The sequence below is a fragment of the Pseudoalteromonas sp. MelDa3 genome (assembly GCF_002863625.1).
GTDB lineage: Bacteria > Pseudomonadota > Gammaproteobacteria > Enterobacterales > Alteromonadaceae > Pseudoalteromonas > Pseudoalteromonas arctica.
On the sequence record NZ_PJBR01000062.1, the window covers coordinates 15,808 to 30,262 of the forward strand.

Genomic DNA, 14,455 nt, shown 5'->3' on the forward strand with positions numbered 1-14,455 from the left:
CCTAACCCTTGAGAGACATAATACGTATTTCTATTTTTTAGGCTACTGATTAGAAAAGGGTACAATTAAGCATAAAAAAGTGATCATCATTTGTGAATTATCTTGATCTAACTATTTAAGCGAAGTATCCTTTGATCGAAATTCGATAAATAATTGAATAATTAACATATAGATAAGGCTAAGCACAACGAAAAACTAACAATAAAGTAACATTGCTAAGCAATAGAAAAATAAAAACCGACATAAAGTCGGTTCTAGGAAGGTTTTATATTTATGTAATGTTGTAAGCAACCAGCGCCAACTGGTAAGTCCCACGTAACTTAGGACAAGCTTATAACTACATAAAAATAAGGTCAAGGGCTTTTTTGGCTAAAATTTAAGTTATAAGTGTTTTTTTATGAAAATTACTCTATCTGATCGTAGCATCAGACCATGAGCGACACTGTAATAACAGGTCGCTCTGTGCATAGGCATTTGACTCCGCATTTCGATTTTAAAGCTAAAAATCCAATTGCTAAGCTGCTTATTGCTCGTATTGAAATGCATGATTTCAAACTTAATACGTTCTTAAACAAAGCGCGATACGCTGGTGGCATGCTAAATCTTGGTTTCAGTACCATCGCACTAGCGGCGCGAACTAACCGTATGCGAATAGAAAGAGAGCAAACCCTTCGCGAAACGATGAAGGCGTTAGTTTACTGTGCCTCATACAAACCCTATTCCGACTCCCTGTTTGAAATTAAAATGTCCATTAAAGCTTTGGCCAAAATGGTTAATCAACTTCACATATCAGAGCCAACAGCCAAATACCGCCATGGTCGTGAAAACTACAACCCTGTAATTAATGCATTAAAGGATTTAGCAGCTGCAGGGCTGGTCATGCTACAACAGAATTACAGCGTTAAACTAAAGCGCTATCAAAGTATGCGTATCTTCATCACCCCTGAGTTATTTGCATCACTTGGTATCAATAAAAAAACCGTTAAGAAGCTAATACACTCACAAAATAAGCACGATATTAAAAATGGATTTGATGTAAATAAATCAAATAGAATGGAGCATTTACGCGCGCAAAGTAATGCGGCCATACAAGAACACGACAGCCATAGCTTAAAAGCATTTAAGGCCCGTCTTAAAAATGAATTCAATGTTCCTGACGATATACGCGAGATGAAAGAAAAGGTAACGTCGCTAATTAAAAAGAAACAAAAGGGAGTTGGGAGCGAACAAAAACCAGGGGCAAATCCACTACAGGTGTTTAACCGGTTAGTTGTACAATTTAATGTGCCTGCGTTTAAAATTTATGAATTAGAAGAAAACATAAAACAAGAACATCCCTATATTGAGAAAGCCTCCCCCCCTTACTACGAGCTGTTAATAACACTACTTAAAGAAAGTCACCAATAATTCACTAGATGAAAGCACACGGCTGCTCTGCCAGCAAGAATCTCTCAAAAAAGCCCCAATTTCAGACAAAACCAATCCATAAATATGAGTTTAATTATTAATTAATGCTACTAAAGTTGAGGGCTGTTATTTTTAGAGCAATTAATTGGGGGAAGTTTTATCACACATACTTAAATAAATTTATTAGAGCTGGTTTTTTAGCCCAGCATCTAATTTAACTATTAAAATTCATCACTATCACTAATAGACATTACTACTAGATTATTTGGATCTGAATAATAATCTGTAGGTAAAGTGGCATCAAACATTAACAATAAATCGTCATCCTCATGATTATCTTGATTAGGTAACAACACACCTACTTCTCGCATTTGCTCATCAGTAGCAGTATCAGCAAACATTGATGAGCTAGTAGTAATCAAGAAAAACACACCCATTAAAATTACGATAAAAATAATCATAAAAGACTCCTAATGAACTGTTGGTTTAGCAAAGCGTTCAGACTTTGCTTTAATAGATTTAATTAATTCTTGGCTAGACCCTTTGACTAAACCAAGTTGCTTTTGTGCCTCAAGTAAACGTTTATTGAAAATTGATTCCATTTGATTAGATGCCTGTCGTTAGTTGATGTGATAATAATATCAACATTGGAAATTTGGGCTACTGATTGAACAATGGTTACTTATAGGCATTCGATGGCAGATAAAGGATATGCAATTTGGCTAACTAAGCTATGTAGGCAAGCTTATTGAGTTATGAATGGAAACAAGGAGTAATCTGGATTATTGAAACGACCGGCAAAGAATACCAGGCAAGAACATACCCTTTTATGCCCTGAGCAATAATGTAGTAATAGGCAAAAAAAATGCGCTGTTCAGCGCATTTGAATAAGTTTAACGGTAAATGTTAGTTATTAAATTCTAACTTACGCTTAAGTGCGTTTAGGCCTTTTAAAGCGTTGAAGGTAATTGCTTTACCGATCGGCAATGAAAAAGACATTAATGGCAAACTTAATTCATTGTTTTTATTTAAGTAGTGCAGCTTAGCACCCAATAGATAACTAAAAACGATGTATATATCTTGATGATAAGCATCTGTCCTAGAACAATATATTACCCGGTGAAAGATAGAGCTTTTATTATCAACTGGATGGTGTGCATCACGGACATTAAAAACATTAACTGGTTCGCCACAGCACTCACATGAAGTGGGTCTAGCTATTTGTACCTGAACACCATTAGAACATGCAAAACCTATATTAGCGCTTCTATTACTTTGGAACGATTCTTTGATTGGTTGAGCTATTAAGCTCTCAACTTTACTCTGTACTTTTTCCATTCTAATTCTCTTGTAATAATTGCTGGTAACTCGTTGTTGCAGAATAATTTTAATTTAATAATCAGGAAGTGAATGTGTGATTCGCTTCCTCAATTGTAAAACGACGATACTGGCTGAAATTGTATAATAGCGTGCACTTAAATTTAGTCGTCATAATCAAGGGCTCGTGACATAACAAAACCAGCAGTGCCATCATGCACCACCTGCGCCCAACCCCAATCATCCAAACCAATTAAAGCAACCTCATCACCAACATCTAAACTTCCGATAACATTGCTTTGTGGGTGTGCATTCTCTCTAAAGTTAACAGGTCGATTAATAACTGCAACGACCTTTTGAATATTTCGATCCATTGGCTGAACTTTAACCTCTTCATCAATTTCAATGTCATTCTGTAACTCTAAAACATCATTTTCACTGGTTTCAGTTTCGCTCTGTGACTTTATATCAATCAAGTCAGTTTCAATGGCAACAGGGGCAGGAATGGCCATTGGTCGAATATCTTCATTGACTCGCGCAGCATTTAATAAAGATTGCTCTGCAAAGCCATAAACACCTAGTTCATCTTCAACAACAAAAACACTGCCGTTTTGAAGTTCATCTACAACATTGAAACGAGCACCGCTTTTAACTAGGACTGGGGGAAGGGCGTTTTCCTGCGCGATTGATGCTACATAAATATCTTTTTCGGTCGTTATTACTTTTTTTGAATCAAGTATCAAGTTTTTGTAAGGTAACGCTCCATCGACATCATTTGAAATAGCCTGTGTTAGTAGTGGCCACGCCTTGCTGTACGACTTGTAATAATTGATGTAATACTTTGCCAGGGTGAACGATGCGTTATTGTCGCCCTCTGAATGTAACTTAATCAGAATTGATTCTATGAAAGGGTGATCTGCACTGATGAATGTTCCTCTGTCATAGAGTGATACTAAATCAGTCATTGCGTCTGTATTACCATGTTTGGCAGCTACTTTAAGCCACAAAATAGCAGGAGAGGCATCATTCAACGGTTGTTCTGTATCAAGTTTTAATAATTCTGAGGCATAGATGTATTGCGCGGTATCATTTCCCGCTTGAGCGGCTGCGATAAGCGCTTTTTCAGCTTGTTTTATTTTCCCTTCACGCTTTTCTAAAATGTATAGATTTAGGTAGCCAAGTGCATCCCCTTTTTCACCCGCTTGAGAATACAAATTTCGAGCTTCAATCAAGTCATTTTGCTGTTCTTTAATATAGGCCATGTTAACTAACGACTTTACATACCCATTATTAGCCGCATCTTGGTAAGCGATATAGGCTTTCTCTAAGTCTACCTGACCGAGAACACCTTTTTCATACAACACGCCAACCATGAATTGTGCTTTTGGATTACCTGATCTAGCTGCGCGTAGTATTAATTCCGACCCTTTTTCGGTTAAATCACCTGCGACATTCACTTGCTTTGTTAGCATTAACTGGCCAAGTAAAAGTTGGGCTGAAGTATCACCCACACTGGCTTTTTGCTGTAGGTCTGTGATTTCGTTTTGCTCAATACTCAGTGCGCTAAATGAGATTGCAGCCAGTAGGCTCGTGTAGATTAACTTCTTTAACATTATTTATTCCGCTTATGAGATGTATAAGCGTATTAAAACGTTTTTAATCTAGGAAGTTAAAAAATAGAGATGCCTAAAAAGGGGTGTGTAAATTTAAATGTTTGATATTTGATATAGAATAGATGGGGAAATGGCGCACCAGTGGAGAGTAACCAATTCAAAACTGGCGCGACACCAAAACTAAAAGTTTTTTCTGCTCAAACCCTTAGAGCAGATCTTCATTTTACACAACATTCCTTTTAATTCAATGTGTAAAATGAGTATTTCAACACAAGAACAAGGGAAATTATTCTCTTTATAAATAACCCTTGTTCGCCAATATATTATTGGGGGGTAAACTAGTAAGGGAACGATACAGGGCTAAATTCGGGTCGCCGGTAGGTATTAGATATAAAAATGAAAAAAGAGTGCTCAGTGGCACTCTTTGATGGTTTTACTCAAAATCTGAGTTAGGTGCAAAGCCTTCGCCATGCATTGCCTGATATTGATTGTTAGGTTTTGGGGCGCTCTTGTGTAGTTCTTGCTGCTGCTGAACTCCCGCGCTTTTCTGTTGATATTCGATATGAGTAGCTGGTGCAGGTTTAATATCTAGGTGTTGATCGTCACGTTCGTTTGCATTGTTATCGGTGTAAGCATGGTCTTTCTTTTTACCATCTAAAAACTTGATAGTGTGGCCTTTAATCTGTTTATGATAAACTTTACCTTTCACTGAATGATTCTCAATAGAAGTGCTTTGCTCACCGAGTACAAACACCAAGCTCCCTTTTTTGAGGTATGTATTTATATTTTCCGCCACTGAACCTGTAAAAAACACATCATGACTTTCAGTTTTTTGCTTATTAACACCATCGCTTTTGTAATATGTATTTGTACCGATACGAATATTAACGATAGCTGTACCTTGTGTTGTATAACGAATAATCGGGTCTTGGAATAAATTACCTAGAACTAGCATTTGATTGAACATAATAAAATTCTCTTTAAAGTTTGTTGGTGTATTTGTACATTAAAACATCAATTATATTTATGGCTACTAACCTAGATTTATTTACTGGCCTTTTTGAATTGCTGGAATGACGCTGATTTGTTTTCCGCATTTAATAGACAGCGTTCTGTTATGAAATACAGGCTAATAAGTAACAATGCATATTTAACACTCTCTTTAAAGACAGCAAAAACGTACTGAGTTTCGCTAATAGCGGCATTAGCATCCGTTGGAATATGCACTGGTGGAAGGATAGATAACCAGATAAACATAATTGACGCAGTTAGAATGACCGTTAAACAGGTTGCTGCAATAAAAAATCTTACAAATCGATATACATAATTTAAAACATTCATTTATTTATCTCTCTAAGTACAAAATAATTTAACGTAGTTTTACCTTTATTGAAGGAAAGTGAAAAAAATAGAGAGGGTAAAAACACCCTCCCTAAATTTATCCCACTACCTCAAAGCGGGTTTGACTAAGCTCAGAGAAATCATAATAGGTTGAATAATTACCTTCTGGCTTTGCAGCGCCCTTCGTAGATGCTTTAGTAATAAGCGCCTCATCATGCAAGTAAATACCCTGTACACCGTTTTCTTTAGCGGTCGTTATATTTGAAACATCATGTGCAAACACATCGGTAGGGTGGCCATTAAGTAAGTAGTCACGGCCTCGCAGTAATACGTGATTTATTAAGCCCTCTGAAATGGTGCTATGCGTTGTATAGCTAGTTGTCTGCCTAAGCTTTAAATAAGAGCCTATAAAGTAATAGAGTGAAGGTACATTGTAGTTGTCTCTTGCCTCATACCCACTTGTGCAAATACTGATTGAAGAACTCACACTCAACCCAAAGTCAGTACCAAAGAACTGAGACGCTTTTTCTAAAAATGTTTCATCTTTGCGTACTGAAAAGGAAGATAATTGCTTTGTTACTGGGTCTGGACACATTGAATCAGCGAGTGTATTGATAGCTGCCGATGCTTGAGTGATTATGCTGATAATGTAATCTTTATCACTTAACGATACCGCTTTTCTAAATTCACTGCGTTCACTTACGCTTTTGGCCACTACCTTTAATTCTGCCAGCGCATTTAATGACTCGCGTTCCACCAGCTCACTCACGAAAGGGAATTGCTCAAAGCGATGGTTATTATTCAAGAGCAACTTTGTAAAGTCTCTATGCAGTAAGATATTAGCCAATTGCAGGAGTGATATTTTCATTTCTTTTGGTGTTTTAATGGCAAGCATTGGGTAATCCTCTATTGATAGCTGGTGGTTGAAATATCGCTTACAAAAGCCATGAACGAATTACTTTTGTATTCACAACCCTCAAAAGTGACTGCACTAGGAAGTTTGCCTAAAACATGAAAATAGCTACGCGCTTTACGCCTAATGTGGCAAATTGCATTTTTAGGTATAGGGTCGCTTATGTCGCCTTCACGTAAGTTAGCTTTAATGCGTAGAAAATTAATTTGAAGTTTCTGCTCTACCGCTTTAGCTTTTGAATAAAGCGCGTTTAGTTCAGGGTACATTTTCAACAGGGCGGTACTGTGACGATGTTCTAGCGGTATGCGGCTCTTAGCATGTAATCGAACTTTCATGCTTGTACGCTTTGCGTCAGCGACTTCATTGTGTAAGTCTGGAATGGTTTTAATACGAGCAAGGCGCTCTTGGTAAGTATCTATTTTCATAATGACAAACCTAACTAGATTGAATATGAGTTAAGTTTGCCAGAATAAGATAATCACGCTACTGATTGGGAATGGGCTAAATTTAAATACGGAACACCTATCTAGGTGAGTTTATAAGTTACTGAATGAAAATGATTCTAAATAAATATTATTTGTACCAAACTCTGAAACCGCCTCTTTTGATGCCAGTTCCAGAGCAAAACCAACACATCCCCCTTTAGCTGCAACTGTTTTACGAATATCTGTACCACTTTGCTTACAGAGGAAAATAAAACTATAACTATTCATTGTGTACTCCTTTCACCACAAAATTAACAGCCCTTATCGGTGAACCCAAACATTGTCCAGATTTCAGGGTCGATTGGCAAGGCATTCACGGTAAAAGATTTTAAATCTACCATTGCGCCATGCGCCATAATTTCACCTTCACGGATTAATTGCCAAAATAGCTGGGTCATTTGTAATGCTATTGCATTGTTTATACCGAGCGTTTGTGATCTCATAGCTTCAACGTGTGAACAGCTTTCTGTCTCAATATACTCTTGTGTTTTTAGTTGCCCACCATATAAGTCAAAAACAGAAGGTAAGCGACTGAATGGTAAATCTTTTCTCTGTTCATATGAGCCAAGCACAACTTGTCCATCTGCTCTGCTGTTCCCACCATCAATCCATAAAACTTCGCTTTTTTGTCTTTTTTCTAAATGCTCACCCACGGTGACACGCGCAATTGGGTTATCAACACATGTAAAAACAACACAGTTGTTGGGAATATATTTGTTTATATTATCGGGCGTAATACGTTCAACTACATACTTCCACTTTAAGTTACCAAACGTATTAAAGCGGTCAATGAGTGTCTTTGCTTTTGATAAACCGAGATCAAAATGGTAGAACGACTGTCTCCCTAAATTAGTGGGACTAACTACATCATCGTCAATTAAAGTTACGTCTAGGCCAGCACTACCTAATTCCATTAAAGTGTAATTTATTTTGAAAATTTGGCTTATTAACTCAGAGCCAGTACCACCAGCACCAATAATTACAATTTTAGTTTTTTTATTTTGAAATTCATTATTCGTTAGCCATTGCGGTGATTTATACATTTTATGCTCCTTGGGTTAATGATTTAAAAGACACGGTAGACAATACAAGCTCACTCGCTTTAGGTTCGCGATTTTCTTTTTCAAATTTCTTCCAAAAAGCTACATGCCCCGTAGTCGTCACCTCTTTTTTACTCTTAAAGGTTTGAGTGTTATTTACGTGGCTAAAATTCGTATCAAATAACGCTGATTCACACGCAGTACGTATTTGCTTGCTATCTGATTGAACGTTATCAGGCAATGTCGCAGAGCCTAAGCAGAGTGAGCCATTAAGACTTACATTCATCAATGGGGCGTTGTAGAGCTTTGTTTCAGGGGTTGGGCGAGATTTTGATTTACAGCTAAACACTCTTAAATTTCGGGCATTACGATTTAGAGAAAAAATAAAAGATGGTGCGTGAACTTTTACAGAAAATTTAGTTTCAGCAGAAGTAAACCAAAGTGTTCTTTTTTGAGCGGGTACGTACCAGATTAATTGATTATCGCTTGAATACAAAATATCTGTATCTATCCAGTTACTTTCACTTTCTATAGGATCATCATTCAAGATGGCGAGTGCTTTTACTGCTTGAGCAATGTCAATGAACTTACCATCTTTGATTTTATTATCAGCATCAATGTCATGGTAAGTCAGATAAGTAGATGAATCATACTGATTGACAACTATGGCACAACGGCCTTTCATGCCGCCTACTTCTTGGATATTAAAGATTTGCTTTATATAATCATCAGAACTCTTTTGTGCAAACATTCTATTCGCTCCTATATTTCAATATAGGTTCATAATAAAATATTTGAAAATTCAGGCTACCGAACGGAAATACCCAAACTAAAAACTAAATTGCTTTGAACGCTGACTAAGGAAAGATAAAAAGTTCATACAATACGAATTAATCAAAGTGTTTCTTACGGTAGTCATATCGCTGTCAGTCAGTGATACTTTATAGTTTAATGTTAGCTCGTTTACTTCATAAGCATGATTATAAACGTCGTCAATCACGCTGTAGGCAGCTTCATTATCACCACAAACGTAATCAGTTAATACAAACGTTCTTAGTCCAACATGATCTTCATTATCTATTTCTAAATAGCCGTTGTCAGTTGCTTTACTGGCTACATCATAAATTGCTGTTAGTATTTTAGCTGAACTTGCCTTTTTGTTGTTAAGCTTTGAAAACATTTCAGGGTCTTGAAACCTTGATGCCAAATAGCTAAAGCTGGCGATTCTAGTAAGTATTCGATGATAAAAAGTCACCAGTTCCTCTAATTCAAAATCTATACTTAGACGGCTGGTGGCGAGTTCATCTACGTAATCTTCATCACAGGCCGCTAATCGGTCTGTATCCAAGTCATTAAAGTTCATTAAAATTGATTCAGATACTTCAATGTCATAATTTTTTTCAATTAGTGCGAGTAAAGGTAACGCTAACTTAACCCACGCAGTTTGCCCTTGTAATTCGTCTAAATCTAACTTGCTCGATAGTAACTTATTAACTTGTGCAATTGTTTTGGTGTCCGTGATTGGCTCACCACTTTCCATGTGGTTGTAATAAGCTGCGTTATGACCTTGATCGAATAAGTTACCCTTGCATAACAATGACACTAACGCACTGGCTGCTTTAGAGTTAGAGCGAAAACTATCAATGTTAACAATCAAACACCCTTCGATACTAGGTGTCTCAAATACAAGTTCAGAATTGTTGTAAGCAAAGTCAAACTCAGGGCTAAATTGAGCATCAAACTCCTCAATTAACTCAGTTGGTACACCACCAGCAATCAAGTCTTTTTTAGCAGTGTCTACATGCGGCATAAGCTGTTCAACAAGCTTAACGGGTACGTTAGCAAGTAAGTTACGAACAAGATTAATTGACTCTTTTGCTTCATCAATCGTTGTCGGACGTAGATTAGGTAGTTGATTTGGGTGAATCAAATTAAAATCAATGGCATTAATAATGGCAGTAGAATAATGCTCCATAAAGTCAGACACTTGGCTTAAATAATAGCTATCATTTAACGAATTAAAATAATCAGAGTTTTCATAAACAAGTGCTTCACCAGTAAGGCTAACTAATGGGTTAGTTACATTAATGGCGGTGCAAACATTCTTAATACGTGTATTGGCGCGTGTATTTGTTTTAATTTTTGTTTCAAAACCACAACCTTTGATGAATCGCATGTTTTGTATTCCTTCTTAAATTTTATGCTTGCACTTGGCTTACTAGCTTTCGTTTTTACTGTGCTATCACTGTTTCCAGCTTTGTTAAGCTCAATCAAATAATCTAAATTTAATTGAGCTTGCGGTGTTAGCCGTTCGTTTTGCATGGCGGTAACTCCACTTCGTAGAGAATTGAGCCATCAGATTGCGGTACACCATCTACTTCAAGAACATGTGTGAAGCGAAACATAGGGAAGTTAACCATTAATTGCTCAACATTTTCTTGTAGAGAGCCATTAGGTAAAGGAGCTTTAATTTCACGCGCACCGATTTTAAAAACTCTTGTTTGTGTATTCATTGTTATTATTCCTTAATTAATTAAATTAAATGCTGTCAATATCATCGAAGTCGTTAAATAAATCGAGGTCAACTGCTGGTGGCTCTTGAGTTTCAACAGGAGTTTGAACAGGCGCACTTTCAACTACTTTTGTAGCTGGTGTCGTTGTAGCTGCTGGTGTTGTATCAGGATTGTTTTTTTTATTTGCTTTAGGAGCTGGGGCTTTGTTGGCCTCAACTGCTTTAGTCGCATTATTCAAGGCATCAATAAAGCTAGAGTTATTCATATTAGAATTAGCTTGTTCTAATGGAGTGCCAGCACTATGCAGAAAGTCATTTAACTGAGTTTCAATGCTTTCAGGTGTACCTGTCATAACCCAAGGGGTTGATAGAGCTGCACGAAGGTTAAAATGGCTCTCAGCGTTAGCCTTACCATCTTCTAATATGTCAGATTTACCAGACTTGCTTAATGCCGCTAATTTTGGAGTGAAAACGATAGCAAGCTCAGAGTCGCTTTTTGATGTAACGTTAATAGCTACACCCGCTAATGCCGCGCTATCAATGATTTTTTTAAGAGTGTTTAACATGGTTATCTCGCTTGGTTAGTATCTATGTTTTAAGTGTCTACATAGTAAAACAAACGAAAAAAACCGCTACTGATCAGGAAGTAGCGGTTTGGGTTGGGAAGTTATGTAAAAAGGGTTTAGCGTTTAAGTAGTTGCAATAACGCTGGTGGCGCGTACTTCTGCCAGTTAAATTTAGTGCCTAAAATTGACTTAATAAAATCGGTCTTTTTGGCAGAGTGCATTGTTTTAAAGCTATCCTCCGCTTGTTCATTAGCGGCTTGTGCAAAGCCACTACCAGTACATAGCTGTTTAAGCCCCTCAATTGTATAGCTTGAAATATTTTCTTTACTCGGCTGCCATTCTTGAACTGCTTTATCAGCAAGCCCATCAATGCTTTGAAATGCTAATTTATAAAATTGGAATGCATTCGCATTATCAGCACCATCACTTGTTAATATAAAATTAGTAATAGATTTTGAAAGTTCATCCAATATTTCTTTTTTCGATTTGGTTGAAGCAAGTTCAGCAGCGATTTTACCAACATTATTAAACCCTCTTTGTTTAGAGTGGGCGCTGGTTACACACGCAACAGCAAGGCTTAATCTAAATAGCTCGTTATCTTTTAATTCATTACGAGCAAAGTCCACCAGCTCTTTTTTATGTGACTCAATGACCACGTTTGAAGGTTGGCAAGCAACAGGTTCAACTGCCTCTTGTGTTTCAACAGGCGAACTAGTGTTTTCAGTATCCGTTTCATTAAGAACACTTTTATTGTCGCTGTCTAATTTCGGAATACTCTTTTGAATTTTATTCGTTTTTGCTTTTTTAGCTTTAGCGAGTGCTGCAACACACTTATCATTGCAGTCAACATCAATACACTGACTTTCAATAACAGCACCTTCATGTGCTGGGCGGTCATCAAGTATATTGATACGCTTAGAGCAAAGGACGCAACCGCTAGTGAATTGTGCTTCACCCACGGTAGTAGTATCAACTTTTCGTCTGTCGGCTGGATTAGACTCACTAAAAAATAAAACTTTACCGTATTTTTCTTCTAATTTATTTTTTTGGTCACTTAAATATGCTTGTGTCTTATTTCGGTAGCATGTACCAAACGAACACGTAGAGCTTTTTTCATCACCTAAATCGAACAAACCAACTTGGCGCTCACTGTTATGTTTACATGAGTTACAATCTGCTTTATCAAATTTGGCCGTACCTAATGGCAACTGAACTTTAGTTGCTCGTTGTTTTAACTCAGCGACAGTCAATTTTTCATCAATAACACGTATTAATGTGCCGATTTGTATTTTCTCTGGCAGGATAGATAAAATCAAAGCATGACCAGCTTTAATCTTGCCTTGGTCTAGTGCGTCCAGCACTTGATCACAACAATGAACAAGCTCAAGACGTTCGTTTAGTTTTTTTACACTCCACATAAGTCGCTTGGCTGCACTCTCTCTATCGCCATTAAAAAAGCTTAACCAGCGTTTTGACGCTTGGATTTGGCTAACAAAGTCTAAGTCCTGACGCACTGTATTTTCGCAAAGGTGCTGCTCCATAGCTGCACGGTCTGTAAGCTCTTTATGCTCAACATCAATTAATTCTAAACCGTTACTGATAGCCGCTGATACGCGCCTGTGGCCAACAACGATTTCAAGCTTACCTTCACTGTTTGTGCGAACAACAGGCTTTTGTATAATGCCAATATTACGAATTGACTCACACAGTTCGTTAAAGGCCTGTTCATCGTTTTTTCTGCGCGTGTTACCCCCTTTAAACTCTTTTAGTTCAGCAGGGTTAACAGTGATGCTACGTGAAGCAATAGATGCATTTGCCGTAGTAGCTACGGTTTCATTCTTTTCAGTTACAGTATTCATTAATAATCTTCCCAAGACTTAATAAGTTACAAGTATGCTAACCAATTGCGAAATTCTGGCTACTGGTCAGGTTCGCAGTGGCAGCACTATCATGCGGCTGGTTTCATTTTCACCTTGGATAACGAGATATTTATCTTTCGGATGTTGTCCAATTCGCGCAATTTTGCTTGTTACGTTAGCCACTGCTTGCATTAGGAAGTTTAAATTTACAGATAGCGCATTTTCAGGTTTAAGAGTCACCTTTGATTTAAGATAGTCCTCACCAAGCGTTTTACCGCCTTGCACTGTGCGTAAATGGGTTTCTTGAGTTGCATCGTCAATCAATAACTCTATAGCGGGTAGACGCTTATCAATAGCGGCAGATAAGCGCCCCAATGCATCAGCCATATCTTTTTGCTCTAAATCCATTAACCAATCTGGTTCATTTAAAAACAATTCGGATAAGTCAGGGAATTTATTATCAAGTAACTGAGAGCGAATAAGTGTACTTTTAAAGGTAATTTCACACGAATTTGTATCGCAACGTAGGCGAACTAATTGACTAGCATCATTTTCTTTTAGTCCCTGAATCATATCAATTAACTTAGTTGGAATAACGATATTGAAATCATTCTTAGAATTTGTAACATCAAGCTTATTATCGTAAACACGGTATCCATCGGTAGCAGTTAAAGAAATTACTTTTGCTGAACAGTTTAGCTTTATATTTACACCATTTATGGCAGGTCTTGTGCTGTTTTTGATAGCCACAGAACCACGCGCTTGCCCAAGTACGTCTTGAAGTCGCTTTAGGGGAATAGTTAATACTGAATGTTCAACACTTAACTTTGGTGGTGCTGGGTAGGCACTAGGGTCTGCGGTATCAATTTTCATTTTTGAACGTTTGGCAGTAATTAACCCACCATTTTCGCTAAAATCATCCCATGAGATTTTTACAGGCTCGTTTGCATCAAAAGACGTATAAGCACTAACAATCGATAAAAGCTTTTCACCTGAAAGTAAAACCTCTTTATCTTCACCCAGCATATCTATATCGCTTTCAAAATTTTCTATTCTACGCGCCATAGACTGACCACCATTTGAAGCACTCGCGTAGGCAGCAAGCTTGCCACCTTTATTAGTAATAAGAATACGGGCGAACTCAAGCACACCGTTACTCTTTTTGTTTGAGCAAGCAAGTCGAGCGATAGGGTTTAAAATTGATATAAAGTCTGCACAGGGTAATTTAATAAAAGACATAAGGGCTACTCTCCGTAAAAGTTAAATCAATAATACGTTTATTTGAAATCCTGACTACCGAACGGTAATTAGGTTGAATCCTACGTAAATAATGGGGTTAGCTAGTGTTGAAGATAGTTTGAGCGTAAAAGAGTCAATACGTACAAGCGTATTAGGTGATCGA

General features: G+C 37.4%; 17 protein-coding genes. 1 reads left to right on the plus strand and 16 read right to left on the minus strand.

From position 1 onward, the window contains the following. Positions 1-432: 432 nt before the first annotated feature. Entirely contained in the window at positions 433-1,407 is a 975-nt protein-coding gene (locus CXF89_RS12310) for a hypothetical protein (protein WP_121954753.1), read from the plus strand. A 221-nt stretch (positions 1,408-1,628) separates the two neighbouring features. On the opposite strand, the gene CXF89_RS12315 is transcribed toward CXF89_RS12310, so the two are convergent. The 16 genes from CXF89_RS12315 to CXF89_RS12380 all read right to left on the minus strand — a co-directional run bounded on the left by CXF89_RS12315 (position 1,629) and on the right by CXF89_RS12380 (position 14,292). Continuing rightward, positions 1,629-1,829 (minus strand): hypothetical protein, encoded by a 201-nt coding sequence (locus CXF89_RS12315; RefSeq protein ID WP_145990817.1) that lies wholly within the window; start codon positions 1,827-1,829, stop codon positions 1,629-1,631. Between the two features lie 48 nt (positions 1,830-1,877). After that, positions 1,878-2,009: a hypothetical protein gene (locus tag CXF89_RS21410; protein WP_257983210.1), complete on the minus strand. Its 132-nt coding sequence runs from the start codon at positions 2,007-2,009 to the stop codon at positions 1,878-1,880. Positions 2,010-2,313: 304 nt separating this feature from the next. Continuing rightward, entirely contained in the window at positions 2,314-2,745 is a 432-nt protein-coding gene (locus tag CXF89_RS12320; RefSeq protein ID WP_121954755.1) for a hypothetical protein, read from the minus strand. 143 nt (positions 2,746-2,888) lie between these two features. Then, the gene (locus CXF89_RS12325) at positions 2,889-4,337 is read right to left on the minus strand and encodes a hypothetical protein (RefSeq protein ID WP_121954756.1); all 1,449 of its coding nucleotides are present in this window, start codon (positions 4,335-4,337) and stop codon (positions 2,889-2,891) included. A 433-nt stretch (positions 4,338-4,770) separates the two neighbouring features. Then, complete coding sequence (locus CXF89_RS12330) at positions 4,771-5,304, minus strand: single-stranded DNA-binding protein (RefSeq protein WP_121954757.1); 534 nt, start codon at positions 5,302-5,304, stop codon at positions 4,771-4,773. A 77-nt stretch (positions 5,305-5,381) separates the two neighbouring features. Then, the gene (locus CXF89_RS12335) at positions 5,382-5,678 is read right to left on the minus strand and encodes a hypothetical protein (protein WP_145990818.1); all 297 of its coding nucleotides are present in this window, start codon (positions 5,676-5,678) and stop codon (positions 5,382-5,384) included. 97 nt (positions 5,679-5,775) lie between these two features. Continuing rightward, positions 5,776-6,573 (minus strand): hypothetical protein, encoded by a 798-nt coding sequence (locus CXF89_RS12340; protein ID WP_121954759.1) that lies wholly within the window; start codon positions 6,571-6,573, stop codon positions 5,776-5,778. Positions 6,574-6,584: 11 nt separating this feature from the next. After that, positions 6,585-7,016 (minus strand): hypothetical protein, encoded by a 432-nt coding sequence (locus tag CXF89_RS12345; RefSeq protein ID WP_121954760.1) that lies wholly within the window; start codon positions 7,014-7,016, stop codon positions 6,585-6,587. A 111-nt stretch (positions 7,017-7,127) separates the two neighbouring features. Further along, a complete protein-coding gene (locus CXF89_RS21200; RefSeq protein ID WP_180961405.1) occupies positions 7,128-7,304 on the minus strand; it encodes a hypothetical protein in 177 nt (58 codons plus the stop codon). Between the two features lie 23 nt (positions 7,305-7,327). Further along, positions 7,328-8,119: a PRTRC system ThiF family protein gene (locus CXF89_RS12350; RefSeq protein WP_121954761.1), complete on the minus strand. Its 792-nt coding sequence runs from the start codon at positions 8,117-8,119 to the stop codon at positions 7,328-7,330. Between the two features lies 1 nt (position 8,120). Further along, the gene (locus tag CXF89_RS12355; RefSeq protein ID WP_121954762.1) at positions 8,121-8,867 is read right to left on the minus strand and encodes a PRTRC system protein B; all 747 of its coding nucleotides are present in this window, start codon (positions 8,865-8,867) and stop codon (positions 8,121-8,123) included. Positions 8,868-8,945: 78 nt separating this feature from the next. Continuing rightward, entirely contained in the window at positions 8,946-10,292 is a 1,347-nt protein-coding gene (locus tag CXF89_RS12360) for a hypothetical protein (protein WP_121954763.1), read from the minus strand. A gap of 127 nt (positions 10,293-10,419) precedes the next feature. After that, entirely contained in the window at positions 10,420-10,629 is a 210-nt protein-coding gene (locus CXF89_RS12365; RefSeq protein WP_121954764.1) for a hypothetical protein, read from the minus strand. Between the two features lie 25 nt (positions 10,630-10,654). Continuing rightward, positions 10,655-11,194 carry a hypothetical protein gene (locus tag CXF89_RS12370; protein ID WP_121954765.1) on the minus strand — a complete coding sequence of 180 codons (540 nt, stop codon included), beginning with the start codon at positions 11,192-11,194 and terminating at the stop codon, positions 10,655-10,657. Between the two features lie 116 nt (positions 11,195-11,310). Then, complete coding sequence (locus CXF89_RS12375) at positions 11,311-13,053, minus strand: ParB/RepB/Spo0J family partition protein (RefSeq protein WP_121954766.1); 1,743 nt, start codon at positions 13,051-13,053, stop codon at positions 11,311-11,313. A 66-nt stretch (positions 13,054-13,119) separates the two neighbouring features. Then, entirely contained in the window at positions 13,120-14,292 is a 1,173-nt protein-coding gene (locus tag CXF89_RS12380) for a DNA polymerase III subunit beta (protein WP_121954767.1), read from the minus strand. Between the last annotated feature and the right edge of the window lie 163 nt (positions 14,293-14,455).

What these genes read in the sequence shown, in the direction of transcription:
- CXF89_RS12375 (WP_121954766.1), bottom strand. Translation starts at nt 13,053, where the DNA reads ATGAATACTGTAACTGAAAAGAATGAAACCGTAGCTACTACGGCAAAT.
- CXF89_RS21200 (WP_180961405.1), bottom strand. Translation starts at nt 7,304, where the DNA reads ATGAATAGTTATAGTTTTATTTTCCTCTGTAAGCAAAGTGGTACAGAT.
- CXF89_RS12335 (WP_145990818.1), bottom strand. Translation starts at nt 5,678, where the DNA reads ATGAATGTTTTAAATTATGTATATCGATTTGTAAGATTTTTTATTGCA.
- CXF89_RS12370 (WP_121954765.1), bottom strand. Translation starts at nt 11,194, where the DNA reads ATGTTAAACACTCTTAAAAAAATCATTGATAGCGCGGCATTAGCGGGT.
- CXF89_RS21410 (WP_257983210.1), bottom strand. Translation starts at nt 2,009, where the DNA reads ATGGAATCAATTTTCAATAAACGTTTACTTGAGGCACAAAAGCAACTT.
- CXF89_RS12310 (WP_121954753.1), top strand. Translation starts at nt 433, where the DNA reads ATGAGCGACACTGTAATAACAGGTCGCTCTGTGCATAGGCATTTGACT.
- CXF89_RS12380 (WP_121954767.1), bottom strand. Translation starts at nt 14,292, where the DNA reads ATGTCTTTTATTAAATTACCCTGTGCAGACTTTATATCAATTTTAAAC.
- CXF89_RS12340 (WP_121954759.1), bottom strand. Translation starts at nt 6,573, where the DNA reads ATGCTTGCCATTAAAACACCAAAAGAAATGAAAATATCACTCCTGCAA.
- CXF89_RS12360 (WP_121954763.1), bottom strand. Translation starts at nt 10,292, where the DNA reads ATGCGATTCATCAAAGGTTGTGGTTTTGAAACAAAAATTAAAACAAAT.
- CXF89_RS12320 (WP_121954755.1), bottom strand. Translation starts at nt 2,745, where the DNA reads ATGGAAAAAGTACAGAGTAAAGTTGAGAGCTTAATAGCTCAACCAATC.
- CXF89_RS12350 (WP_121954761.1), bottom strand. Translation starts at nt 8,119, where the DNA reads ATGTATAAATCACCGCAATGGCTAACGAATAATGAATTTCAAAATAAA.
- CXF89_RS12365 (WP_121954764.1), bottom strand. Translation starts at nt 10,629, where the DNA reads ATGAATACACAAACAAGAGTTTTTAAAATCGGTGCGCGTGAAATTAAA.
- CXF89_RS12355 (WP_121954762.1), bottom strand. Translation starts at nt 8,867, where the DNA reads ATGTTTGCACAAAAGAGTTCTGATGATTATATAAAGCAAATCTTTAAT.
- CXF89_RS12325 (WP_121954756.1), bottom strand. Translation starts at nt 4,337, where the DNA reads ATGTTAAAGAAGTTAATCTACACGAGCCTACTGGCTGCAATCTCATTT.
- CXF89_RS12345 (WP_121954760.1), bottom strand. Translation starts at nt 7,016, where the DNA reads ATGAAAATAGATACTTACCAAGAGCGCCTTGCTCGTATTAAAACCATT.
- CXF89_RS12330 (WP_121954757.1), bottom strand. Translation starts at nt 5,304, where the DNA reads ATGTTCAATCAAATGCTAGTTCTAGGTAATTTATTCCAAGACCCGATT.